Here is a 23,198-nt window from a genome sequence, read left to right as displayed (position 1 = left end):
CATGAGCACTGACACCGGCCGCAGCCATTGGCTGCTGGCGCCTGCCTCCGCCAGCGACGCCAGCCTGCCCGTGCCCCTGGGCGATGTGACGGCGCTGCTGGAGCAGGTGGGCCGCTCCAGCGCCAGCAGCGACGAGGTGGCCGGGCAGTTGCTGCATTTGCTGGGCCGGCACGTGCCGCTGGCGCAGTGCACCATCTTCTCGTTCCAGGGCCGATCGCGGCCGCGCATCGTGGGTTTTGGCGACCGGGCGCGCACGGGGGCGCTGCCCATGATTTCGCAGGACTACAGCGAGCGCTTCTATCCGCTTGACGGCGCACAGCGGGTGATGCAGGCCGAACTTGCGCGGCAGCAGCGCGACCCCCAGGCTCCCGCGCGCGTGTGGCTGCACCGCCAGCGCCCCTGCGATGTCAGCCATCCCGAGTACCGCCATGTCTGCTATGGGTTGCCGCGCCTGGTGGAGCGGCTCTCGCTGCTGACCCTGCAGCCTGGCGCACGGTGGCTGGCGGTGAACCTGTACCGGGGCGAGGAGCACGGCTGCCTTGATGCGCAGTCCATCGCACGCATCGAAGCCTTTGCGCCCCTGGTCATGCAGGCCATGCGCCTGCACTATGCGGGCCAGGCGCTGCAGGACGATCTGGCGGGGCTGGTGCTGGCGCGCCTGGCCGGGCGCTTTGCCCATCTCACGCAGCGCGATCTGGACGTGGTGCGCTGCGTGATCGAGGGGCTTGATGCCGAGCGGCTGGCGCAGCGCCTGGGCATCACCGTGTCCAGCGCGCGAACCTATCTCAAGCGGGTCTGCGCCAAACTGGGCGTGCAGGGGCAGCGTGAGCTGTTTGCCTTGTTGATGGCGCCCCAAGCGCTGTCCTGAGCCCCGGAGACGGGCGCCGCAGTCTGTCCCCATCTGGGGACATTGCCGGGGCCGGTGCTGCCTACACTGCGCCCTGAACAAGACGCACGACGGAGACCCCCCATGCACCAGCCCCATGCCCAGCCCAGGCAGTCCATCTACTACCGCTACCAGGTGCATCGGCCCTGGCTGCCATCGGAGCATCCGGGGGTGCAGCGGCACCCCGTCGTCATCGTCGGAACGGGGCCGGTAGGCCTGACCACGGCACTGGAGCTGGCGCGCCACGGGCAGCGATGCGTGCTGCTGGAGTCCGAGCTGCAGGTATCCGAAGGCAGCCGTGCCATCGTCTTCACGCGCCGCTCCATGGAGATCCTCCAGCAGGTGGGCGTGGCCGGGCGGGTCAGCGAGAGCGGGCTGCCATGGCGCTTTGGCAACTCCTTCTACCGGGGCCAGCGCGTGTTTCGCATGGAAGCACCGCACAGCGAGGACGACCGCTTCTTCCCCATGACCAACCTGCAGCAGCAGTACCTGGAGGAGTACCTGGTCGATGCCGTGCTGGCCCATCCGCTGATCGAGTTGCGCTGGGGCAACCGCGTGGAGCGAGTGGAGCAGGCTGGCGAAGGCGCGGCTGCAATAGCGCGGCTGCAGGTGGACACGCCCGAAGGGCCGTATGCGCTGGAAGCCGACTGGCTGGTCGCAGCCGATGGCGCACGCTCGGGCATACGCACGGCCATGGGCCTGGTCATGGAAGGGGCGTCATACGAAGGCCGCTTCGTGATTGCCGACATCCGCATCGACCTGCCGCTGCCCACCGAGCGACTGGCTTTCTTCGATCCTGTGTGGAACCCCGGCAACACCATCCTCATGCACCGCGAGCCGCACGGCATCTGGCGCGTGGACTACCAGTTGCCTGCGGGCGAAGATCCGCAGCAGGCACTGCAGCCCGAATCGCTCAAGGCGCGCATCGACGCGCAACTGGAGATGATCGGCTTTGGCGGCACGCCCTGGGAGATGGACTGGAGCTCGGTCTACTCGGCACGCGCGCTGACCTTGCCGGACTACGTGCACGGCCGCGTGGTCTTCACGGGCGATGCGGCCCACCTGCTGCCCATCTTCGGGGTGCGCGGCGCCAACACCGGTTTCCAGGACGCCCAGGCCCTGGCCTGGCGACTGGCACTGGTGGCGCGCGGCGTGGCGCCGGCCCGCTTGCTGGACAGCTACAGCAGCGAGCGCGTGGGCGCTGCGCGCGAGATTGTCGAAGAGGCCGGCAAGAGCACGCGCTTCATGGCGCCGCCTTCGCGCGGCTTCCGGCTGCTGCGCGATGCCGTGCTGTCGCTGTCGCTCACCCAGGCCTTCGTGCGCCCGCTGTACCACTGGCGCACATCACGCCCCCATGAGTACGCCCGCTCGCCCCTCAACAGCAGGGACGACGACAACCATTTGTTCAAGGGCGGCCCCGCCCATGGCGCGCCGCCGCAGAACGTGTGCCTGGCGCCGGACGACTATCTGCTGGACCACCTGGGCGGCGGCTTCGACCTGCTGTATTTCACCGATGGCTCGGCCGTGTCGCCCGCGTTGAGCGAGGTTGCCCGCGTGGTGCGCGGCCGCGGCGTGGGCCTGCGCATCGTGGCCATCTCCAGCCAGGCGCAGCCGCAGCCAGTTCAGGGCGCTGACCTGACCCTTTCCGATAGTCAGGGCCGCTGCCGCGAACGCCATGGCGTGCCCGCCGATCCACCTTCTGGCGCCGCCTACCTGCTGCGGCCCGACCAGCATGTCTGCGCACGCTGGCTGGCGCTGGATGCGTGGCGCCTGCAATCCGCACTCGACAACGCCACCTGCACGCAAGGAGCCCAGGCATGAGCCCAGCACACACATCGCCCGACACGCTTGAATCGCCCGGCACCCTGGATATCGCCGGTCTGGAAGCCGTCTACGACCAACTGGCCACGGCCATTGACGCGGCAGGCCCACAGCAGTCCGAGCTGTTTCTGGTCAAGCTGGCGCTGCTGGCGGCCGAGCGGCTGGGCAGCGCCCGGCAGTTCTCCGAGCTGGTGCAGGCGGCGCAGCAGGATCTTCAGCCTAGGGTAAACAGCTAGCCCTGCCGGGTGGTTGCGTGGCCGGCGCTGGCTAACATCGGCCCGGAATCAAGGATGCCACGACCCCATGGATGTGCTGAGCGAAGTTCTCGATATTTGCCGGTCAGAGCGCGCCGTGACGGCGCGTTTTGCGCTGACCGCGCCGTGGAGCCTGAAGTCCACGGGCGTCACGGGCGCCATGATCCGCATGGCGCGCGGCGCGCCCTACTGGATACAGGTGGAGGGCATGCAGCCGCTGCGGGTCGAGCCGGGCGACCTGGTCATGCTGCCCATGGGTGCGGCACATGTGGTGGCCTCGGACCTGGGCATGGCCTGCGAGCTGTTCTCGCGGCTGATCTCCCGCCATGCCGAAGGCCCGCAGGACGAGAATCCGCTGGTCTTCAGCCATGGCGGCGGGGGCGAGGCGACCGACATGTTTTCGGCCCTGCTGTGGTTTTCAGCCTATTGCCGGCATTCGGTGTTCCGCATCCTGCCGCCGCTGATCCATATCCGCGCAAGCGATCTGCCGCTGGCCGATTGCCTGGCCGCCACCATGCAGTCGCTCACGCTGGAGACGCTGGCGCGGCGCCCGGGCTGGCGCCTGTCGGCCGCGCGCATGGGCGAGCTTTTGCTGGTCAACATCCTGCGCGAGCACCTGGCGCGCGAGGCCGCCGTGGGTGAAGGCTGGCTGCGGGGCCTGGGCGATGCCTGCATTGCCCGCGCCATCGTCTGCATGCACCGGGAGCCGCAGCGCAGCTGGAGCGTGGAGACGCTGGCGGCCGAGGCCGGCATGTCGCGCACCCGCTTCAGCATGCGTTTCAAGCAGCTGGTGGGCGCAACCCCGATCGGCTACCTGACGGCGCACCGCATGGCGCTGGCTGCCCAGCAGATGGAGGCCGGGGGGCTGTCATCGGCCCGCATCGCAGAGAACGCGGGCTACGACTCTCCCAAGGTGTTTGCGCGGGCCTTCCGCCGCTGGTCCGGGCATACGCCCAAGGCCTATCTGGCGCAGGAGGCCGCAAAGAGGTCGGGCTGGCAGCAGCAGGAGGGCCGTATCAGGGGGCTGGAGCAAGACCCTTAGCCAGCAGGGTTGAGTGCCGAAACGTACACTGGCCGGTTCCTTCCGCACAGGCTCCCAGAAGCCGAACCGCCCATCATGAACGCCCCCGTTGACGTTTCCTTTTTCCATCGCGCTGCCAAGCCGCTGACCAGCTACCGACCGTACTGGGCCAAGCGCTTCGGCACGGCCCCGTTCCTGCCGATGAGCCGGGCCGAGATGGACCAGCTTGGCTGGGACAGCTGCGACGTGATCCTGGTGACGGGCGATGCCTATGTGGATCACCCCAGCTTCGGCATGTCGGTGATCGGCCGGGTGCTGGAGGCGCAGGGCTTTCGCGTGGGCATCATCGCCCAGCCCGACTGGCAGAGCGCTGAGGCCTTCAAGGCCCTGGGCCGTCCCAACCTGTTCTGGGGCGTGACGGCAGGCAACATGGATTCGATGATCAACCGCTACACGGCCGATCGCAAGATCCGCTCCGACGATGCCTACACGCCGGGCGACGTGGGCGGCAAGCGCCCCGACCGCGCGGCCATTGTCTACAGCCAGCGCTGCCGTGAGGCATACAAGGACGTGCCCATCGTGCTCGGCGGCATCGAGGGCAGCCTGCGCCGCATCGCCCACTACGACTATTGGAGCGACAAGGTGCGCCGCTCCATCGTGGTGGACAGCAAGTGCGACATCCTGCTGTACGGCAACGCCGAACGCGCCCTTGTCGAGGTGGCCCACCGCCTGGCCGCGCGCGAGCCCGTGGAAAGCATTACCGATGTGCGCGGCACGGCCTTCTTCCGCCGCGAGTCGGAAGCGGGCTGGTTCGAGCTGGATTCCTCCGTGGTGGACGAGCCTGGCGTGGTCGAGCCCCACATCAACCCCTACATGACCACCAGCGAGCAGGCCGAGGCCCAGGGCCAGACCTGCTCCAAGGAAGAGGGTGATGCCGCCGCGAAGCCGGACGGTGCCTCGGTCGCCGCCGTTCAGACCATCCAGTTCGTTCCCAACCCGTCGCTGCGCGGCAAGGGCAAGCAGCCGCCGCGCGACAAGACCGTGCTGCGCCTGCCCAGCTACGAGCAGGTCAAGGCCGACCCCATCCTCTACGCACACGCCAACCGCGTGCTGCACCTGGAGACCAACCCCGGCAACGCCCGCGCCCTGGTCCAGGCCCACGGCGAAGGCGTGACCGCGCGCGATGTGTGGCTGAACCCGCCCCCCATTCCGCTGACCACGGCCGAGATGGACTGGGTCTTCGGCCTGCACTATGCACGCAGCCCCCATCCCAGCTATGCCGACGCCAGCGGCAGCCATGAGGGCGAGACCAAGATCCCGGCCTGGGAGATGATCCGCACCTCGGTCAACATCATGCGCGGCTGCTTCGGCGGCTGCACCTTCTGCTCCATCACCGAGCATGAGGGCCGCATCATCCAGAGCCGTTCCGAGGAGTCCATCATCCAGGAGGTCGAGGACATCCGCGACAAGGTCAAGGGCTTCACCGGCACCATCTCCGACCTGGGCGGCCCCACGGCCAACATGTACCGCCTGGGCTGCAAGAGCCCCGAGATCGAGGCCGCCTGCCGCAAGCCCAGTTGCGTGTTCCCCGGCATCTGCCAGAACCTGCACACCGACCACGCCCCGCTGGTCAAGATCTACCGCCGCGCGCGCAATCTGCCGGGCATCAAGAAGATCCTGATCGGCTCGGGCCTGCGCTACGACCTGGCCGTGAAGTCGCCCGAGTACGTCAAGGAGCTGGTGCAGCACCATGTGGGCGGCTATCTGAAGATCGCGCCCGAGCACACCGAGTCCGGTCCGCTGACCAAGATGATGAAGCCGGGCATCGGCAGCTATGACCGCTTCAAGCAGATGTTCGAGCAGTTCAGCGAGGAAGCGGGCAAGAAGCAGTACCTGATTCCATACTTCATCGCGGCCCACCCGGGCACCAGCGACGAGGACATGATGAACCTCGCCATCTGGCTGAAGAAGAACGGCTTTCGCGCCGACCAGGTGCAGACCTTCTATCCCAGCCCCATGGCCACGGCCACGGCCATGTACCACTCTGGCCGCAACACGCTGACCAAGGTGCGCCGCGAGATGCGCGACGTGAACGAGGAGTCGGTGGACATCGTGCGCGGTGAAAAGCGCCGGCGCCTGCACAAGGCCTTTCTGCGCTACCACGACCCGAACAACTGGCCGCTGCTGCGCGAGGCCTTGAAGGCCATGGGCCGTGCCGACCTCATCGGCAACGGCAAGCAGCACCTGATCCCCACCTTCCAGCCCCTGGTCGATGGCGGCTACCAGAGCGCGCGCCGCAAGAACAGCACGCAGGGCACGGGTGTGGCCGCACGTGCCGTGGTGTCCCAGCAAGGCAAGGCCTACGCCCTCAACAAGGCCGGTGGCAAGAATGCCGGGCCGGGCAAGGTGCTGGCAGAGTCGCGCGAGCCTGCGGGCGATGTGCGTTTCCGTTCCAGCCAGCCCCAGCCGGGCCGCATGCTGACCCAGCACACGGGCCTGCCGCCGCGCCCCGGTGTGGGTGGTCCTTCCCGTTCTGCGGGCGCTGCCGGTTCGGGCCGCAAGGCGGCGCCGGGCGGTCGCAAGCCGCGCTGACGCGCCTTTGCCTCTAGCTGGCGGCCGGCGCCAGCGTGCCCTGCCATTCGCGGCGGGCGGCCTGGGCGCCGCTTTCAAAGTAATGCGTGTCCAGCGGCACGGGCCGTGCCAGGGCAAAGCCCTGTGCATAGTCCACGCCCACGGCCTGAAGGGCCTGGGCGATCTCGCGGGTTTCCACATACTCGGCCACGGTGCGCTTGCCCAGAATGTGGCCTATGCGGTTGATCATCTCCACCATGGCGTGGTTGCTGGGGTCCTGGAGCATGTCGCGCACAAAGCCGCCGTCGATCTTCAGATAGTCCACGGGCAGCTGCTTCAGATAGGTCAGCGAGGACATGCCCACGCCAAAGTCGTCCAGCGCAAAGCGGCAGCCCAGGGTGCGCAGGGCCTGGATCAGCCGGGTGGCACTGGACAGGCTGGCGATGGCGCTGGTCTCCGTGATCTCGAAGCACAGCAGCTGCGGTGCAATGCCATGCGTGCTCAGCTGTTTCTGCACGAAGTCCAGCAGCCCGTCGTCATCCAGGCTGGGGCCTGACAGGTTGATGGCGCAGGTGTCGATGTGGCGCAGTGCGGCCGGATGCTGGGCCAGCGTGGCCAGCGTTCTGGCGATCACCCACCGGTCCACCGTGGGCATGATGCCGTAGCGCTCGGCCGCGGGAATGAAGGTGGCCGGCGAGATGATCTGGCCCTGCTCGTCGCGCAGGCGCAGCAGCACCTCGAAATGCAGGCCCCGCTGGCCGTCGGGCTGCAGCGGTGCAATGCTTTGGGCGTACAGGCAAAAGCGCTCCTGCTCCAGCGCCATGCGTATGCGTGTCACCCATTCCATCTCGCTGACGTGGCGGGTGTACTCGCCATCGTCGCTGCGGTAGACGTAGATGCGGTTGCGGCCGCGCTCCTTGGCGCGGTAGCAGGCCATGTCGGCCATGCGCAGCAGGTCCTGGGCCGACTGGACCTCGCCGCCGATGTGCACCAGGCCGATGCTCAGCCCCGTGCGCAGCACCTGCTTGCCCCAGTGCACGTGCAGGGCCTCGGTCGCCTGGCGCAGCTTCTCGGCAATGCGCAGAGCGGGCTCTGGCGGGCAGTTCTCCAGAAGAACGCCGAATTCATCTCCGCCCAGCCGCGCGAGGGTGTCGGTCTCGCGCAGGTTGTGCAGCAGCAGGCGGCTGACCTCGCACAGCATCTCGTCGCCCGCCGGGTGGCCACAGGTCTCGTTGATGAGCTTGAACTGGTCCAGGTCCATGTACAGCACGGCCGAGGGCCGCAGCCTGTGCTGGCCCTGGTTGAGCAGGCGCTGCAGCCGGCGCTCGAACTCGACGCGGTTCTCCAGCCCGGTCAGCCCGTCGTGGCTGGCATGCCAAGACAGTTGGTCCAGGTACTGCTGCTCGCGCGAGACATCCCTGAGCACGATCACCGCACCGGCCGGGCGCTCCCCACCGCCGCTGATGGCCGACCCCATGAGCTTGACCGGCACGATGCTGCGGTCATGGCGCCGCAGCCAGCGCGTATGCTCCTCGCGCAGTTGCTGGCCCGACAGCAAATGGGCCAGCAGGCTTTCCGCGGTCTGGGTGGTGTCAATGCTGTTGAAATGCAGGCCCTTGGCCAGGTGCTGGCCCTTGAGCTGCTGCTCGCTGCTGCCCAGCAGGCCCAGCGCGGCGGGGTTGGCATAGTCCACCACGCCCTGGGCGTCCGTGGTGATCACGGCGTCGCCCAGCGAGGCCAGCGTGGTCTGGGCCCTTTCCTTTTCCGTCAGCAGGTCGTTTTGCACCTGCTGGCGCTGCTGCAGCATGCGCCGCGTATGCCAGAGCGCCACCAGGATCAGCGCCACACCCAGCACCAGATGGATGCCCTGCAGCCACATCACCATCTGCCGTGAACTGCGGCCCAGCGAGGCGCTGAACTGCTGGGTGGCCGGTGTGACGCCGGCGTTGATCTGCTCGATCTCGCGTTTCCAGGTGATGGCGTCCTCGGCGCTGACGCTGCCCACTGCGTGGCGCTGCTCTATCTCCTGGGCCAGCCTGTCGAGCTGCTGCAGGTACTGATCGCCTTGTTTCCAGTAGCGATAAGGCTCTTCCAGAAGCTCGACATGGCGGAAGGTCTGCATGAGCCAGATCAGCGCCTCGGCATCGTCAGGGTGGTTGCCTCCCAGAAGAATGCCGGCACGCGCATCCTTGACCCTGGCTGGCACATCGTCCAGCGCCATGCGCGCCTGCCAGTCGCCCGCGGGAATGGCCATGGCCTGCTCGAAGCGCGCCATGTCGCGCGCCGAGCCGCTGTCCACATAGCGGCTCAGGGCGTAGATGGCGTCCTTCTGTGCCTTGGACCACAGGCTTTCCCCGGCCACAAAGGCGCGCACCGCAGACACCAGGTACAGGCTGCCGCTGGCCATGACCACCAGCACCACGACCACCAGCACCAGGGGCCAGATGCGCTGCACCAGCTGCAGTACCGGCACATGGGCTGGGGGCTGGCTTTGCATGGGTGGAGCAGGGGAGGGTTGGCCGTGTGGGCGGCTCAGGCGCTGGCGCCAATGCGCCGCAGAACTGGCGCCGTATGGCTGGGTGGCTGACGCGTCCCGGATATCCAGGCGGTTGATGGATGTTCTCGAACCATGGGGCTGCCTCCAGATAAGCCGATTATGGGTGTTTCCAGATGTGTTCGGGTTGTCCGGTTGTATGCGCAACTCCGATTTAAGAGGAGCGGGCTATTACGGTAAAGAGGGTCATTGGCCGCAGCGTGCCCGCATGCTGCGGCCAGCCATGACCTGCGCGGCTTGTAGGTTGCGGACAGGTGGTGCTTTTAGGTGTCCGCCTACAAGCGAGGCCGTGCCTGGGGTTGGCCGGGAAGAGGGTGCAGGGGCAGATCGTGCTGCTCGGCCAGGTCTGCCAGCTCGGCGCAGGACAAGGGGGCCAGGAAGGCTTGCAGGGCTGCATGCATGGCGGGGCTGCGCATGCTGGCGATGCTGCCATCGCCATTCACCGACGCCACGGCGCACAGGCGGGCCGCGAAATGCGGCTCCAGGGCCGCCACGGCCACCGATCCATCGGCGCAGGCGTAGACGCGATAGCCTGCGTGCGCACCGCCCACATCGCCGTCGGGCCGGGTCAGGCCCCAATGCCAGGGCAAAGCCAGCCACTGCGCGGCCTGGGCCAGGCCTGTTTCCTGGAGACTGCCGTGGCCGCTGCGCTGGCGCAGCAGCCAGGCCTTGAGCACGGCTTCGCTGGCCATCAGCGCACCGGCCATGTCGGCAAACAGGCTGGGTGGCATGGCGCCGCCCTGTACCAGCCCCGCCTCGGCCTGGTAGGTCAGGTCATGGCCCGGCACGTCGGCCAGGGCTCCCGCGCTGCCGACGATGCGCACCAGCGACAGCTGCGGATGGCGCTGCTGCAGCGACGCCCAGTCCAGCCCCAGCTTGGCGAGTGCGGCGGGGCGGAACGAGGTGAGCAGGATGTCGGCCGCATCCAGCGCATCGTGCAGCGCCGCCTGTCCTTCCTCGCTCTTGAGCTGTGCCTGCCACACCGCAATGCCCTGGTGCATGTCGGCATAGGCTTGCGGGCTGTAGTGCGCCATCGGGTCTGCACCGGCCGCACCGGCTGCACCGCCCGATGCGGGCCGTGCAGACGGAGGCTCCAGCTTGCTGCACTGCGCGCCCATGGCGGCACAGCGCATCAGGGCGGCGGGGCCGGGCAGATTCAGGGCCAGGCTCAGGATGCGCACGCCCGACAACGGCAGCCCGTTGGTGGGGGAAGAGGAGAGGGGCGCGTGTAGCGCAATGGGTTCAGGAGGCGCGTGATCGGGCATGGGAATGGAGCGTCTCGTTGTGCATTCGGTGTTTCAACTGCACGCATGATCGCACCCATGCCTCCAAGGGCCTGGCGCATACCGGACGGTGAGGATGCAAAAGCCGCCCGGAAAAAGAAAATGCCGCCAGGGCAATGCACCGTTGGCGGCATGTCTGCAAACCCGGCACATGGCCGGGCAGCCGGGGTGGGGGTCAGACCACCTTGGCGATCGACTGGCAGACGTAGTCGATGTTCTTGCTATTCAGCGCGGCCACGCACATGCGGCCCGTGTCCGTGCCGTAGACGCCGAACTCGGTGCGCAGGCGCACCATCTGGTCCTTGCTCAGGCCGGAGTAGCTGAACATGCCGATCTGAGTGGTGATGAAGCCCATGTCCTGCTGGACGCCGGCAGCCTTCAGGCCGTCAACCAGCTTCTGGCGCATGGCCTTGATGCGCACGCGCATCTCGCCCAGTTCCTTTTCCCACAGGGCGCGCAGCTCGGGGTTGTTCAGCACGGCGGCCACCACGGCGCCACCATGGGTGGGCGGGTTGGAGTAGTTGGTGCGGATGACGATCTTGAGCTGGCTCAGCACGCGGGCCGCTTCTTCCTTGTCGTTGGCCACCACCGACAGCGCGCCCACGCGCTCGCCGTACAGGCTGAAGCTCTTGGAGAACGAGGTCGAGACGAAGATGTTCAGGCCGGCGGCCACGAACTTGCCGATCACGGCGCCGTCTTCGGCAATGCCGTGGCCAAAGCCCTGGTAGGCCATGTCGAGGAAGGCCACCAGACCCTTGGCCTTGACGGCGGCGATCACCTGGTCCCACTGCTCGGCCGTGATGTCATAGCCGGTCGGGTTGTGGCAGCAGGCGTGCAGCACCACGATGGTGCCGGCGGCGGCCGCGTTCAGGTCGGCCAGCATGCCTTCGAAGTTCACCTTGCGGTTGACTGCGTCGTAGTAGGCATAGGTGCCCACTTCGAAGCCTGCATTGGTGAAGATGGCCTTGTGGTTTTCCCAGCTCGGGTCGGAAATCAGCACCTTGGCGGCGGGGCTGATCTTCTTGAGGAAGTCGGCGCCGATCTTCAGGCCGCCGGTGCCGCCGATGGCCTGCACCGTGGACACGCGGCCGGACTTGACGACGTCGGACTCGGCGCCGAACACCAGGCCCTTGACTGCGGCATCATAGGCAGCGATGCCGTCGATGGGCAGGTAGCCGCGGGCCGTGGGCTTGTCCATCATCGCCTTCTCGGCGGCCTGCACGCATTCGAGCAGGGGCAACTTGCCGTTGTCGTCGAAGTACACGCCCACGCCCAGATTCACCTTGCTGGGGTTGGTGTCGGCAGCGAACTGCTCGTTCAGACCCAGGATGGGGTCGCGGGGGGCCATTTCGACGGCGGTAAACAGAGACATGAAGCGTCCTTGGGATGTCTTGGGAGGTGGAAAAAACGCGGCTAGCCCCAAGCTACGGTAGGCTTTCGGGTTAACCCATGAATTCTAGCGATCTCGCCGGCCGATACTCACTTTTGCGAACCCACGTCATGCACGAAGTCTCTGATTCCTCTCCAGCACCTGAGGCCTCCGGCCAGTTCGTGCATTTCGCGGACTCCCCCTTCGAGCTGTTCCAGCCCTATCCGCCGGCCGGCGATCAGCCCGCCGCCATTGAAAAGCTGGTCGAAGGCATCCAGGACGGCGAATCCTTCCAGACCCTGCTGGGCGTGACGGGCTCGGGCAAGACCTTCACCATGGCCAACGTGATTGCCCGCCTGGGCCGCCCGGCCATTGTCTTCGCGCCCAACAAGACGCTGGCAGCGCAGCTGTACAGCGAATTCCGTGAGTTCTTTCCCAAGAACTCCGTCGAATACTTCGTCAGCTACTACGACTACTACCAGCCCGAGGCCTATGTGCCCCAGCGCGACCTGTTCATCGAAAAGGACAGCGCCATCAACGAGCACATCGAGCAGATGCGGCTGTCGTGCACCAAAAGCCTGATGGAGCGGCGCGACGTGGTCATCGTCGCCACGGTCTCGGCAATCTACGGCATCGGCGAGCCCGAAAGCTACCACCGCATGATCATGACGCTGCGCACCGGCGACCGCATCAACCAGCGCGACGTCATCGCGCAACTGATCCGCATGCAGTACCAGCGCAACGACCAGGACTTCAGCCGGGGCAAGTTCCGCGTGCGCGGCGACACCATCGACGTCTTCCCCGCCGAGCATTCCGAGCTGGCCATTCGCATCGAACTGTTCGACGACGAGGTTGAAAGCCTGCAGCTGTTCGATCCGCTGACGGGCCGCGTGCGCCAGAGCATTCCGCGCTTCACCGTCTACCCCAGCAGCCACTACGTCACGCCGCGCGACAAGGTGCTGGCCGCCGTGGAAACCATCAAGCTGGAGCTGGCCGAGCGGCTCAAGCAACTGGTGGGAGACGGCAAGCTGGTCGAGGCCCAGCGCCTGGAGCAGCGCACACGCTTCGATCTGGAGATGCTCACCGAGGTCGGCCACTGCAAGGGCATCGAGAACTACACCCGCCACCTCTCAGGCGCCGCACCCGGCGAGCCGCCCAGCACCCTGACCGACTACCTGCCCGGCGACGCCCTCATGTTCCTGGACGAGAGTCACCAGATGATCGGCCAGCTCAACGCCATGTACAGCGGCGACCGCTCGCGCAAGACCACGCTGGTGGAATACGGCTTTCGGTTGCCTTCGGCGCTGGACAACCGGCCGCTCAAATTCGAGGAATTCGAGCAGCGCATGCGCCAGGTCATCTTTGTCTCCGCCACGCCGGCAGACTACGAAAAGACCCACTCGGGCCAGGTCGTGGACCAGGTCGTTCGCCCCACAGGCCTCATCGATCCTGAAATCGAAGTACGCCCGGCCACCAATCAGGTGGACGACGTGCTGCAGGAAATCCGCCTGCGCGTCGAACGCACGGAGCGTGTTCTCATCACCACGCTGACCAAGCGCATGGCCGAGCAACTCACCGACTACCTGAGTGAAAACGGCGTCAAGGTGCGCTATCTGCACTCCGACGTGGAAACGGTGGAGCGCGTGGAGATCATTCGTGACCTGCGCCTGGGTGTCTTCGACGTGCTCGTGGGCATTAACCTGCTGCGCGAGGGGTTGGACATCCCCGAAGTGTCGCTGGTCGCCATCCTCGATGCCGACAAGGAAGGCTTTCTTCGCGCCGAACGCAGTCTCATCCAGACCATCGGCCGCGCCGCGCGCAACCTGCATGGCAAGGCCATCCTCTATGCGGACCGTGTCACGGAGTCCATGAAGAAGGCCATCGGCGAGACCGAGCGACGCCGTGCCAAGCAAATAAGCTTCAACGAGGAAAACGGAATCGAACCCAAGCAGATTGTCAAGCGGGTGAAAGACCTGATTGATGGTGTCTACAGCGAAAAAAGTGGCAAGGAAGCGGAACGCCTGCAGGCCAATCAGCTCGAAAGAGCGCGTGTCGAGGACATGTCCGAAAAAGATGTGGCCAAGGAAATCAAGCGTCTGGAGAAGCAGATGCTCGAACATGCGCGCAGCCTGGAGTTCGAACAGGCTGCGCGGGTGCGCGATCAGCTGGCGCTGCTCAAGGAGCAACTGTTCGGGGGCTCATCCGTGCAGGTTTCCTGAGGCGGCGCCTGGTCTGAAGCCCGTTAGCTCCTGTTACCCGACAAAATTGATGGGGAATGTGGTACACTAAGGGTCAACACTCAACAACAACAAAAACTTCGATGAAAAGAAGGGCTCTGAACCTTTTGAACAGGACGGAGTAAGGGCGGAGACTGTGCCCAACTCCAGTCAAATCGCTGGAGCGGGTGTTTCTGTAACGTACAAGCCTGACTGAAGGAGCTCGTAATGCGTCTCACCACCAAAGGCCGTTTTGCGGTCACTGCCATGATCGATCTGGCCCTGCGCCAGAACAATGGCCCTGTCACGCTGGCAGCCATCAGCCAGCGGCAACAGATTTCCCTGTCGTATCTGGAACAGCTGTTCGGCAAGCTGCGCCGCCATGAACTCGTCGAGTCCACCCGTGGACCCGGTGGCGGCTACACGCTCGCCCGCAAGGCTGGCGACATCACCGTGGCCGACATCATCGTCTCCGTGGACGAACCCATTGATGCCACCCAGTGTGGCGGCAAGGAAAATTGCCTGGGCGAAGCCGGCCGCTGCATGACGCATGAGCTGTGGGCCGCACTGAACCAGCGCATGGTCGAGTTCCTCGATTCCGTGACGCTGCAAAAGCTTGTGGACGAACAACTGGCCAAGGGCATCCAGATCGAGGACAAGCCCGTGGTGCGTCGCGCGATTTCCACGGCTCCCGTGGTCAAGCCCATCCGTGTGAATGCCCCGAACTCGGTATTCGCGCTGGGCAACGCCTTCGCCAAGTCCTGATCGACTTTTGACACCCTGAGGGCAGGGCACCGCCGCGCATGGCTGTGTGGCGCGGTGTTGTCCGCCTGGATGGATTCACCGGAGTTCATCGCCTTCCCGTTTTTTGCCAGCCTGAACCTTGATAAGAGCCAGTCATGGACATGACCCCGCATTTCCCCATCTATCTCGACTATGGCGCGACCACCCCCGTGGACCCTCGCGTGGTGGACGCCATGATTCCTTGGCTGCGTGAGCATTTCGGCAACGCCGCATCGCGCAGTCATGCCTGGGGTTGGGAAGCCGAGGAGGCCATCGAGAAGGCCCGCGGCCAGGTCGCAGACCTGATCGGCGCGGATCCCCGTGAGATTGTCTGGACCAGCGGTGCCACCGAGTCCATCAACCTGGCCATCAAGGGCGCTGCGCATTTCTACCAGGGCAAGGGCAAGCACCTGATCACGCTCAAGACCGAGCACAAGGCCGTGCTCGACACCATGCGTGAACTCGAGCGCCAGGGCTTTGAGGTGACCTACATGGACGTGCAGCCTGATGGCCTGCTCGACATCGAGGCATTCAAGGCCGCGCTGCGCCCCGACACCATTTTGGTCAGCGTGCTCTTTGTGAACAACGAAATCGGCGTCATCCAGGACATTCCCACCATCGGCGCGCTGTGCCGTGAGAAGGGCATCCTGTTCCATGTGGACGCCGCGCAGGCAACGGGCCGCGTGGAGATCGACATGTCCAAGCTGCCGGTGGACCTGATGAGCATGACCGCGCACAAGACCTATGGCCCCAAGGGCGTGGGTGCCCTGTATGTGCGCCGCAAGCCACGTGTGCGTCTGGAAGCTCAGATCCACGGTGGTGGCCATGAGCGCGGCATGCGCTCGGGCACGCTGCCTACGCACCAGATCGTCGGCATGGGCGAGGCCTTCCGCATTGCCAAGGAAGAAATGGCTGAAAGCAACGCCAAGGCCTACGCGCTGCAGCAGCGTCTGCTCAACGGCTTGAAGGATCTGGAGCAGGTCTTCATCAACGGCAGCATGGAGCACCGTGTGCCGCAGAACCTGAACATGAGCTTCAACTTCGTCGAAGGCGAGTCGCTCATCATGGGCATCAAGGGTCTGGCGGTGTCCTCGGGATCGGCCTGCACGTCGGCCAGCCTGGAGCCCAGCTATGTGCTGCGTGCACTTGGCCGCAGCGACGAACTGGCGCACAGCAGCCTGCGCATGACGATCGGCCGCTTCACGACCGAAGAGGAAATCGACTACGCGATCAGCACCATCCGCACCAATGTGGTCAAGCTGCGCGAACTCAGCCCGCTGTGGGAGATGTTCAAGGACGGCATCGATCTCAGCACCATCCAATGGGCGGCTCACTGAGCATTGGCCGGCACGCGAATCAAGTATTGAAGAGGTAGACATCATGGCTTATTCCGACAAAGTGGTAGACCACTACGAAAATCCCCGCAACGTGGGCTCGTTCGACAAGAACGACGAATCGGTAGGCACCGGCATGGTCGGCGCTCCTGCCTGCGGCGACGTGATGAAGCTGCAGATCAAGGTCAACCCCGAAACCGGCGTCATCGAGGACGCGCGTTTCAAGACCTATGGCTGCGGTTCCGCGATTGCCTCGTCTTCGCTGGTGACCGAGTGGGTCAAGGGCAAGACGCTGGATGAGGCGGCTGCGCTGAAGAACAGCCAGATCGCCGAAGAGCTGGCTCTGCCTCCCGTCAAGGTGCACTGCTCCATCCTGGCCGAAGACGCCATCAAGGCAGCGGTCGATGACTACCGTGCCAAGCGCACTGCGGTGGTGGCCGCCTGATATGGCGATCTCGCTGACCGATTCTGCGGCACGCCACGTGAGCCGCTACCTGTCGCGACGCGGCAAGGGCATCGGCGTGCGCCTCGGGGTCAAGACCACGGGCTGCTCTGGCCTGGCTTACAAGCTGGAGTATGTGGACGAGCAATTGCCCGAGGACGTGATCTTCGAGGACCACGGCATCAAGGTGCTGGTCGATCCCAAGAGCTTGGCCTATATCGACGGCACGGAGCTGGATTTCGTGCGTGAGGGCTTGAACGAAGGCTTCAAGTTCCACAACCCCAACGAGCGTGATCGCTGCGGTTGCGGCGAGAGCTTTCGCATCTGACCGGCATCTGCCGGGCGGCCGGGCCTTTATGGCCTGGCGGCATGCCCGGCAGGCCCTGATTTCTTCTACTCCCTCAAGAGGCCGCCTTCGCTTCGGTGCTGGCGGCTTTTTATCGACATGAACCTGCAATCGGACGATTTCGAGCTGTTTGCGCTGCCGCGCCAATTTGCGCAGGAGCGCAGCACCATTGACGCGCGCTGGAAGGAGTTGCAGCGCGAGGCCCACCCTGACCGCTTTGCTTCGCAGGGAGCCGCCGCGCAGCGCGTGGCCATGCAATGGTCGGTGCGCATCAACGAGGCCTACCAGCGCTTGAAGGAGCCACTCAGGCGCGCAGCGTATCTCTGCGAATTGCTGGGCGCACCCGTGCGTGCCGAGGACAACACGTCCATGCCCACCGCCTTTCTGATGCAGCAAATGGAGTGGCGCGAGGCGTTGGAAGAGGCGCAGGACGCGGCCGCCCTGGATGCGCTGGACGACGAGGTGCTGCAGGCGAGAAAGAGCATGCTGGCTGAATGCGGTCGTCAGCTGGATGAGCTGCACGATGCGCAGGCGGCTGTGCAGCAGGTCAGAGCCCTCATGTTTGTTGCGCGATTTGCGCAGGACATAGAGCGTCGCCGCGATCAACTGGGACAATAACCCGCGATCCACACCTCCCACGAGAGACCCTCATTCACAAGGCAGGCCGGCCGGCCCGGACCTGCAATTTCCCCGAGTATTTTCATGGCGCTTTTGCAGATTTCCGAACCCGGTCAGTCCCCCGATCCCCACCAGCGGCGCATTGCCGTGGGCATCGACCTGGGCACCACGCATTCGCTGGTCGCCGCTGTCCGCAATGGCGTGGCCGAATGCCTGCCGGATGACCAGGGCCGAGTGCTGCTGCCTTCTGTCGTGCGCTATCTGCCCCAGGGCCGCCGTGAGATCGGCCACGCCGCCCAGGCTGCACTGTCTACCGATGCGGGCAACACCATTGCCTCGGCCAAGCGCTTCATGGGCCGCACGCTGGCTGACATCGATGCGCCGGAAAAGCTGCCTTACCGCTTTGCGGAGCAGGAGGCCGGCCGTGGCGTGATCGGGATCGAGACCGTCGATGGCACCAAGACAGCCGTGGAGGTCAGTGCCGAGATCCTGGCCACGCTGCGTTTCCGTGCCGAAGACACCTTCAATGACGACATCCATGGCGCCGTCATCACCGTGCCCGCCTACTTTGACGATGCACAACGCCAGGCCACCAAGGATGCGGCAAAGCTCGCCGGCATCAACCTGCTGCGCCTGATCAACGAGCCCACGGCTGCAGCCATTGCCTACGGCCTGGACAACGGCTCCGAAGGCGTCTACGCCGTCTATGACCTGGGTGGCGGCACTTTCGACATTTCTATCCTGCGCCTGTCCCAGGGTGTGTTCGAAGTCGTCTCCACTGGCGGCGATTCGGCCCTGGGGGGTGACGACTACGATGCGGCTTTGGCCGAGTGGGTGGCCCTGCAGACCGACGTGGTTCCCCAGACGGCCGAGGACAAGGCCCGCTGGCGCATGGCGGCACGCCTTTGCAAGCAGGCATTGACGGATGCACAGGTTGCAACGCTCACGGCCGAGCTGTCTACCGGCGCTGTGCATTTCGATGTAAAGCGCAGCGATTTCGATGCGAGCACGGCCCATCTGACGGCACGTTCCCTGGCGGCCGTGCGCCGCGCGCTCAAGGACGCAGGGCTGGCGCGCGACGAAGTGCAGGGCGTGGTGCTGGTCGGCGGTTCCACCCGCATGCCCCAGGTGCGCGAGGCCGTGGCCGAGTTCTTTGGCCGCGATCCTCTCATCAATCTCAACCCCGACGAAGTCGTCGCGCTGGGGGCCGCCATTCAGGCCAACCAGCTCGCTGGCAACAGCTCCAGCGGCGACATGCTGTTGCTCGACGTGATTCCTCTGTCCCTGGGCGTGGAGACCATGGGCGGCCTTGTCGAGCGAATCATCAGCCGCAACGAGACCATTCCCACAGCCCGTGCCCAGGACTTCACCACCTACAAGGATGGTCAGACGGCCCTGGCCGTCCATGTGGTGCAGGGCGAGCGCGACCTAGTGGCGGACTGCCGCAGCCTGGCGCGTTTCGAGCTGCGCGGCATCCCGCCCATGGCGGCTGGCGCGGCCCGCATCCGTGTGACCTTCACCGTGGATGCCGACGGCCTGCTGTCGGTAGGCGCCAAGGAGCAGACCAGCGGCGTCGAGGCCCATATCCATGTCAAGCCTTCGTACGGCCTGTCGGATGACGAGGTTGCCCGCATGCTGCAGGACGGCTTTGCCACGGCCCAGCAGGACATGCAGGCCCGCGCACTGGTGGAGGCACGTGTCGACGCCGATCGCATGCTGATGGCCACCGAAAGCGCTCTGCAGGCCGATGGCGATGTGCTCGCCGCAGACCAACGTGCAGCCATCGATGCGCTGATCGACGCCCTGCGCGCCAGCGTGGGCTCCGAGGATGCCGCCGTCATCGAGGCCGCGACACAAGCGCTGGCCAAGGGCACGGAGTCCTTTGCCGCCGAGCGCATGAACCGCAGCATCCAGCAGGCCCTGGCCGGCAAGAGCGTGCAATCCCTTTCCTGATTTCTGATCCGACAGCAGATCCGTCATGCCCGTTATCAAAATACTTCCCCACGCCGAATACTGTCCCCAGGGTGCCGAAATCGAGGCGTCCGCCGGAACCTCGATCTGCGAGGCCCTGCTGGACAACAACATCAAGATCGAACATGCCTGCGACATGAGCTGCGCATGCACCACCTGCCATGTGGTGGTCAAGGCGGGCTACAACTCGCTGAACGAGGCCGAGGAAGAGGAGGAAGACCTGCTGGACCGTGCCTGGGGCCTGCAGCCGCAGTCCCGCCTGTCCTGCCAGGCCATCCTGGCACGCGAGGACGTGACCATCGAGATTCCCAAGTACTCGCTCAATCACGCCAAGGAAAACCACTGAGGGCCAGCACATGTCGCGTCAAATCATTCTCGACACTGAAACCACTGGCCTGTCAGCCGACAACGGCGACCGGCTCATCGAGCTGGGCTGCGTGGAGATGGTCAACCGCAAGCTGACCGGCAACAACCTGCATCTGTATTTCAATGCGGGGCGCGACAGCCATCCGGACGCGCTGCGCGTGCACGGCATCACCACCGAATTCCTCAAGGACAAGCCGCGCTTCGAGCACAAGGTCGAGGAGATCTGGGAGTACCTGCAGGGCGCCGAGCTCATCATCCACAACGCGCCCTTTGACCTGGGGTTCCTGAACAAGGAGCTGGAGCTCGCCAACCGCCCGCCGATCCGCCAGTGCGTGAGCGGGGTCATCGACACCCTGGTCATGGCCAAGGAGATGTTCCCTGGCAAGCGCAACTCGCTCGATTCGCTGTGCGATCGCCTGGAGGTGGACAACTCCGGGCGCACGCTGCACGGCGCCTTGCTGGATGCGGAGCTGCTGGCCGATGTCTACATCAACCTCACGCGGGGCCAGGAGGCCCTGTTGATGGCGGAAGAGCCTGTCCAGTCCGAGGGTGGGCTGGTCGTGGCGCAGGTGGATCTGGCCAGCTTCAAGCTGCGCGTGGTGCACGCCAATGATCAGGAGCTGGCCGCACACGAGGATGTGATGGTGCAGATGGACAAATCGAGCGGCGGCAAGACAATTTGGCGCGGCTTCGAAAATCAGTCCTAGAAGTTATGACATAATCTAAGTCTTGTCGCAGTAACGACATATGGGTGATTAGCTCAGCGGTAGAGCACTGCCTTCACACGGCAGGGGTCACATGTTCGATCCATGTATCACCCACCATTTTTTCCAAAGAGGTTGGCCTAGCAGCCAGCTTCGCGGGTGATTAGCTCAGCGGTAGAGCACTGCCTTCACACGGCAGGGGTCACATGTTCGATCCATGTATCACCCACCATTTTTTCCAAAGAGGTTGGCCTAGCAGCCGGCTTTGCGGGTGATTAGCTCAGCGGTAGAGCACTGCCTTCACACGGCAGGGGTCACATGTTCGATCCATGTATCACCCACCATTTTTTCCAAAGAGGTTGGCCTAGCAGCCGGCTTCGCGGGTGATTAGCTCAGCGGTAGAGCACTGCCTTCACACGGCAGGGGTCACATGTTCGATCCATGTATCACCCACCAATCAAGCCCTCCTGAAATCTGTTCAGGAGGGCTTTTTCATTTCCGCTCGGTGCATGGTTTTCAGGCCCTGGAAATTCCAATGCGTCCAGATGATCTGTGGCGCATTCGTGTCTGACGCCGTCTGATAATCGGCTGCTGGACGGTGAAAGGGCAGACAAGATGAGCGAACAGGTCGATTGCGTGGTGGTGGGTGCGGGCGTGGTGGGGCTGGCGGTGGCCAGGGCGCTGGCGTTGCAGGGCATGGAGGTCATGGTGCTGGAGGCGGCTGAAGCCATTGGCACGGGCACCAGCTCGCGCAACAGCGAGGTCATCCATGCCGGCATCTATTATCCCGAAGGTTCGTTGAAAGCCCGTTTGTGCGTCGAAGGCCGGCAGCGTCTCTACACCTACTGCGGTGAACGCGGCATTGCCCATCAGCGCTGTGGCAAGCTCATCGTGGCAACGGATGAGGCGCAGCGCGGCCAGCTCCAGACCATTGCACGCAAGGCCGAAGCCAATGGCGTCCACGACCTGCGCTGGCTTGAAGGCGCCGAGGCACGTGCCATGGAGCCCGCGCTGCACTGTGCGGCGGCGCTGCACTCCCCCAGCACTGGCATCATCGACAGCCACGCACTGATGCTGGCCCTGCAGGGCGATCTCGAAAACGCAGGCGGCATGGTGGTCTGCCATGCCGAGGTGCAGGAGGCAGCCATCACTCCAGGCGGCGTGTGGCTGCGCACGGCCGATGGTACGGAACTGACGGCCCGCACCCTGGTCAATGCGGCAGGTCTTCATGCGCCATTGCTGGCGGCCCGTTTGCAGGGGTTTCCGCAGCAGTTTGTTCCGCAGGCCTTCTATGCCAAAGGCAACTATTTCACGCTGTCCGGGCGGGCACCGTTCTCGCGCCTGATCTATCCCGTGCCCGAGGCAGCGGGCCTGGGCGTGCATCTCACGCTGGACATGGGTGGCCAGGCCAAGTTCGGCCCCGATGTGCAGTGGGTCGAGAGCCCAGGCGATCTGCAGGTCGATCCCGTGCGCGCCGACGCCTTCTACGCAGAGATCCGCCGGTATTGGCCGGGTCTGGCCGATGGCGCGCTGGTGCCCGGCTACGCCGGCATCCGCCCCAAGATCAGCGGCCCCGGCGAGGCCGCCGCAGACTTCGTGATTCAGGGGCCTCAGACCCACGGCGTTGCGGGCGTGGTGCAACTGTTGGGCATCGAGTCACCGGGATTGACCAGCTGCCTGGCCATTGGCGCGCACGTGGCGCAATTGCTGGCCTGAGGATCTGCCGGTTCACGACACACGGCCACGGCAGGCCTTGTCTGACAAGGCTCAGGCCCTCTCGCTTCCCGGAAGCCCCGGAACAATTGGATAAGATGCTTGCATGTAACAAGGGCCTTGCCCATGTTGCGTGACAGGTATCGGGCGACATGATTGCCTGCTCACCGCTGTATTTGTTTTCACCTCAATAGAAAGGCTCATCATGACGAAATCGATCACTGACACCGTCTCCACCGCACAAGCCGATCTTGAAAAACTGGTCGGCGACCTGCGTGGTCTGCTGTCCGCCAAGGAGCTGGATGCCGTGCCGGAAATCCATATGCTGCGCCAGCGTATCGATGATGGCATGTCCAATGTGCGTGAGTCCGCGGTGCGTGCGGCGCAGGAAGCGGCCCGCCAAGCCAAGGATGCCGCCTACGCTGCCGATCGCTACGCCCACGATGAGCCGTGGCGCGTCGCAGGCGCTGCCCTTGCCATGGGCGCCTTGCTGGGCTTCCTGCTGGGTCGTCGCTGATCAACGGCATGCCTGACCAGAAAAGGATGCCTGTGAATTGGATTTCCCTTCTGGGTTTGGATGCCTGGGTTGCGCGCTGGCGCGCTTCCGTGATCGAGCTGGCCATTGCCGCAGAAGACCGCACGGACCTCGCGCGGCTTGAATGGGCCGAGCACAAGCGCAGCATGCAGACGGTGGTCGTGCTGCTGATTGCGCTTGCTGGACTCAGCGTCGTGGTCATGCTCACGCTGTCGGTGGCCTTGCTCGTGCAGTTCTGGGACACCGAGCACCGCGTGCTGGTGGGCTGGCTGGTGGGCGGTGGCTGGCTGGCGGTCTGGGTCATTGCCCTGTGGCAATTGCTTGCTGCCGTGCGCCGCCTGGCCCGCCCCTTCATCCTTACCCGCAACGAGCTGAGCCAGGACTGGCAGGCGCTGAAGAAGAGGCTGTAGC

Annotated in this window: 20 protein-coding genes and 4 tRNA genes; 21 read left to right on the top strand and 3 right to left on the bottom strand. The window is 65.0% G+C overall.

Translation table 11 applies throughout. The annotated features are described in order from the left end of the window. Nucleotide 1 precedes the first annotated feature (1 nt). The 5 genes from CLV01_RS19145 (at nt 2) to CLV01_RS19125 (ending at nt 6,574) form a co-directional block, all read left to right on the top strand. A complete protein-coding gene (locus tag CLV01_RS19145) occupies nt 2-868 on the top strand; it encodes a helix-turn-helix transcriptional regulator (RefSeq protein WP_099733486.1) in 867 nt (288 codons plus the stop codon). Nucleotides 869-970: 102 nt separating this feature from the next. Beyond that, the gene (locus CLV01_RS19140) at nt 971-2,707 is read left to right on the top strand and encodes an FAD-dependent monooxygenase (RefSeq protein ID WP_099733487.1); all 1,737 of its coding nucleotides are present in this window, start codon (nt 971-973) and stop codon (nt 2,705-2,707) included. Then, nucleotides 2,704-2,943, top strand: coding sequence for a DUF2783 domain-containing protein (locus CLV01_RS19135; RefSeq protein ID WP_099733488.1), 240 nt, complete (start codon nt 2,704-2,706; stop codon nt 2,941-2,943). Before CLV01_RS19140 ends, CLV01_RS19135 begins: the two co-directional genes overlap by 4 nt. A 67-nt stretch (nt 2,944-3,010) precedes the next feature. Further along, nucleotides 3,011-4,003: an AraC family transcriptional regulator gene (locus tag CLV01_RS19130; RefSeq protein ID WP_043822934.1), complete on the top strand. Its 993-nt coding sequence runs from the start codon at nt 3,011-3,013 to the stop codon at nt 4,001-4,003. 75 nt (nt 4,004-4,078) lie between these two features. Further along, entirely contained in the window at nt 4,079-6,574 is a 2,496-nt protein-coding gene (locus tag CLV01_RS19125; protein WP_013802206.1) for a YgiQ family radical SAM protein, read from the top strand. Between the two features lie 13 nt (nt 6,575-6,587). On the opposite strand, the gene CLV01_RS19120 is transcribed toward CLV01_RS19125, so the two are convergent. The 3 genes from CLV01_RS19120 to CLV01_RS19110 form a co-directional block, all read right to left on the bottom strand. Next, the gene (locus CLV01_RS19120; RefSeq protein ID WP_013802207.1) at nt 6,588-9,050 is read right to left on the bottom strand and encodes an EAL domain-containing protein; all 2,463 of its coding nucleotides are present in this window, start codon (nt 9,048-9,050) and stop codon (nt 6,588-6,590) included. A 332-nt stretch (nt 9,051-9,382) separates the two neighbouring features. Then, nucleotides 9,383-10,372: a CoA transferase gene (locus CLV01_RS19115; protein WP_099733489.1), complete on the bottom strand. Its 990-nt coding sequence runs from the start codon at nt 10,370-10,372 to the stop codon at nt 9,383-9,385. Between the two features lie 193 nt (nt 10,373-10,565). Further along, nucleotides 10,566-11,762: an amino acid aminotransferase gene (locus tag CLV01_RS19110; RefSeq protein ID WP_012205827.1), complete on the bottom strand. Its 1,197-nt coding sequence runs from the start codon at nt 11,760-11,762 to the stop codon at nt 10,566-10,568. 128 nt (nt 11,763-11,890) lie between these two features. Here CLV01_RS19110 and uvrB point away from each other — a divergent pair, with 128 nt between their 5' ends. From uvrB to CLV01_RS19030, 16 genes are all read left to right on the top strand, one after another. After that, on the top strand, nt 11,891-13,978 hold the full coding sequence (gene uvrB / locus CLV01_RS19105) for an excinuclease ABC subunit UvrB (protein WP_043782068.1): 2,088 nt from the start codon (nt 11,891-11,893) through the stop codon (nt 13,976-13,978). A 225-nt stretch (nt 13,979-14,203) separates the two neighbouring features. Continuing rightward, nucleotides 14,204-14,740: a Fe-S cluster assembly transcriptional regulator IscR gene (iscR, locus tag CLV01_RS19100; RefSeq protein WP_012205825.1), complete on the top strand. Its 537-nt coding sequence runs from the start codon at nt 14,204-14,206 to the stop codon at nt 14,738-14,740. A gap of 134 nt (nt 14,741-14,874) precedes the next feature. Continuing rightward, complete coding sequence (locus CLV01_RS19095; RefSeq protein ID WP_012205824.1) at nt 14,875-16,095, top strand: IscS subfamily cysteine desulfurase; 1,221 nt, start codon at nt 14,875-14,877, stop codon at nt 16,093-16,095. 43 nt (nt 16,096-16,138) lie between these two features. Continuing rightward, nucleotides 16,139-16,537: a Fe-S cluster assembly scaffold IscU gene (iscU, locus tag CLV01_RS19090; protein WP_012205823.1), complete on the top strand. Its 399-nt coding sequence runs from the start codon at nt 16,139-16,141 to the stop codon at nt 16,535-16,537. Nucleotide 16,538: 1 nt separating this feature from the next. Further along, nucleotides 16,539-16,862 carry an iron-sulfur cluster assembly protein IscA gene (gene iscA, locus CLV01_RS19085; protein ID WP_012205822.1) on the top strand — a complete coding sequence of 108 codons (324 nt, stop codon included), beginning with the start codon at nt 16,539-16,541 and terminating at the stop codon, nt 16,860-16,862. A gap of 117 nt (nt 16,863-16,979) precedes the next feature. Then, a complete protein-coding gene (gene hscB / locus CLV01_RS19080; protein ID WP_099733490.1) occupies nt 16,980-17,498 on the top strand; it encodes a Fe-S protein assembly co-chaperone HscB in 519 nt (172 codons plus the stop codon). Nucleotides 17,499-17,582: 84 nt separating this feature from the next. Continuing rightward, nucleotides 17,583-19,451, top strand: a complete 1,869-nt coding sequence (hscA, locus tag CLV01_RS19075; protein ID WP_099733491.1) for a Fe-S protein assembly chaperone HscA — start codon at nt 17,583-17,585, stop codon at nt 19,449-19,451. Between the two features lie 25 nt (nt 19,452-19,476). Next, nucleotides 19,477-19,815 (top strand): ISC system 2Fe-2S type ferredoxin, encoded by a 339-nt coding sequence (gene fdx, locus CLV01_RS19070; protein WP_099733492.1) that lies wholly within the window; start codon nt 19,477-19,479, stop codon nt 19,813-19,815. A 10-nt stretch (nt 19,816-19,825) separates the two neighbouring features. Continuing rightward, nucleotides 19,826-20,542 (top strand): DNA polymerase III subunit epsilon, encoded by a 717-nt coding sequence (gene dnaQ, locus CLV01_RS19065; protein ID WP_034394212.1) that lies wholly within the window; start codon nt 19,826-19,828, stop codon nt 20,540-20,542. A gap of 42 nt (nt 20,543-20,584) precedes the next feature. Continuing rightward, a tRNA-Val gene (locus CLV01_RS19060) sits at nt 20,585-20,659 on the top strand. Nucleotides 20,660-20,696: 37 nt separating this feature from the next. Then, nucleotides 20,697-20,771 (top strand) — tRNA-Val (locus CLV01_RS19055). Nucleotides 20,772-20,808: 37 nt separating this feature from the next. Beyond that, nucleotides 20,809-20,883 (top strand) — tRNA-Val (locus CLV01_RS19050). Between the two features lie 37 nt (nt 20,884-20,920). Further along, a tRNA-Val gene (locus tag CLV01_RS19045) sits at nt 20,921-20,995 on the top strand. A gap of 159 nt (nt 20,996-21,154) precedes the next feature. Further along, entirely contained in the window at nt 21,155-22,255 is a 1,101-nt protein-coding gene (locus tag CLV01_RS19040) for an NAD(P)/FAD-dependent oxidoreductase (protein WP_099733493.1), read from the top strand. Nucleotides 22,256-22,457: 202 nt separating this feature from the next. Further along, nucleotides 22,458-22,769, top strand: coding sequence for a DUF883 domain-containing protein (locus CLV01_RS19035; protein WP_012205816.1), 312 nt, complete (start codon nt 22,458-22,460; stop codon nt 22,767-22,769). Between the two features lie 8 nt (nt 22,770-22,777). Continuing rightward, a complete protein-coding gene (locus CLV01_RS19030; RefSeq protein WP_099733494.1) occupies nt 22,778-23,197 on the top strand; it encodes a phage holin family protein in 420 nt (139 codons plus the stop codon). Nucleotide 23,198: the final 1 nt, after the last annotated feature.

This window comes from Delftia sp. 60 (assembly GCF_002754395.1).
Taxonomy (GTDB): domain Bacteria; phylum Pseudomonadota; class Gammaproteobacteria; order Burkholderiales; family Burkholderiaceae_C; genus Comamonas; species Comamonas acidovorans.
The sequence above is the reverse complement of the archived record's forward strand: the minus strand, read 5'-3'. Positions and strand labels throughout refer to the sequence as shown.

Excerpts from the sequence above, each read along its gene's own strand:
- CLV01_RS19145 (WP_099733486.1), top strand. The coding sequence starts at position 2 with ATGAGCACTGACACCGGCCGCAGCCATTGGCTGCTGGCGCCTGCCTCC.
- CLV01_RS19140 (WP_099733487.1), top strand. The coding sequence starts at position 971 with ATGCACCAGCCCCATGCCCAGCCCAGGCAGTCCATCTACTACCGCTAC.
- CLV01_RS19135 (WP_099733488.1), top strand. The coding sequence starts at position 2,704 with ATGAGCCCAGCACACACATCGCCCGACACGCTTGAATCGCCCGGCACC.
- CLV01_RS19130 (WP_043822934.1), top strand. The coding sequence starts at position 3,011 with ATGGATGTGCTGAGCGAAGTTCTCGATATTTGCCGGTCAGAGCGCGCC.
- CLV01_RS19125 (WP_013802206.1), top strand. The coding sequence starts at position 4,079 with ATGAACGCCCCCGTTGACGTTTCCTTTTTCCATCGCGCTGCCAAGCCG.
- CLV01_RS19120 (WP_013802207.1), bottom strand. The coding sequence starts at position 9,050 with ATGCAAAGCCAGCCCCCAGCCCATGTGCCGGTACTGCAGCTGGTGCAG.
- CLV01_RS19115 (WP_099733489.1), bottom strand. The coding sequence starts at position 10,372 with ATGCCCGATCACGCGCCTCCTGAACCCATTGCGCTACACGCGCCCCTC.
- CLV01_RS19110 (WP_012205827.1), bottom strand. The coding sequence starts at position 11,762 with ATGTCTCTGTTTACCGCCGTCGAAATGGCCCCCCGCGACCCCATCCTG.
- uvrB (WP_043782068.1), top strand. The coding sequence starts at position 11,891 with ATGCACGAAGTCTCTGATTCCTCTCCAGCACCTGAGGCCTCCGGCCAG.
- iscR (WP_012205825.1), top strand. The coding sequence starts at position 14,204 with ATGCGTCTCACCACCAAAGGCCGTTTTGCGGTCACTGCCATGATCGAT.
- CLV01_RS19095 (WP_012205824.1), top strand. The coding sequence starts at position 14,875 with ATGGACATGACCCCGCATTTCCCCATCTATCTCGACTATGGCGCGACC.
- iscU (WP_012205823.1), top strand. The coding sequence starts at position 16,139 with ATGGCTTATTCCGACAAAGTGGTAGACCACTACGAAAATCCCCGCAAC.
- iscA (WP_012205822.1), top strand. The coding sequence starts at position 16,539 with ATGGCGATCTCGCTGACCGATTCTGCGGCACGCCACGTGAGCCGCTAC.
- hscB (WP_099733490.1), top strand. The coding sequence starts at position 16,980 with ATGAACCTGCAATCGGACGATTTCGAGCTGTTTGCGCTGCCGCGCCAA.
- hscA (WP_099733491.1), top strand. The coding sequence starts at position 17,583 with ATGGCGCTTTTGCAGATTTCCGAACCCGGTCAGTCCCCCGATCCCCAC.
- fdx (WP_099733492.1), top strand. The coding sequence starts at position 19,477 with ATGCCCGTTATCAAAATACTTCCCCACGCCGAATACTGTCCCCAGGGT.
- dnaQ (WP_034394212.1), top strand. The coding sequence starts at position 19,826 with ATGTCGCGTCAAATCATTCTCGACACTGAAACCACTGGCCTGTCAGCC.
- CLV01_RS19040 (WP_099733493.1), top strand. The coding sequence starts at position 21,155 with ATGAGCGAACAGGTCGATTGCGTGGTGGTGGGTGCGGGCGTGGTGGGG.
- CLV01_RS19035 (WP_012205816.1), top strand. The coding sequence starts at position 22,458 with ATGACGAAATCGATCACTGACACCGTCTCCACCGCACAAGCCGATCTT.
- CLV01_RS19030 (WP_099733494.1), top strand. The coding sequence starts at position 22,778 with ATGCCTGACCAGAAAAGGATGCCTGTGAATTGGATTTCCCTTCTGGGT.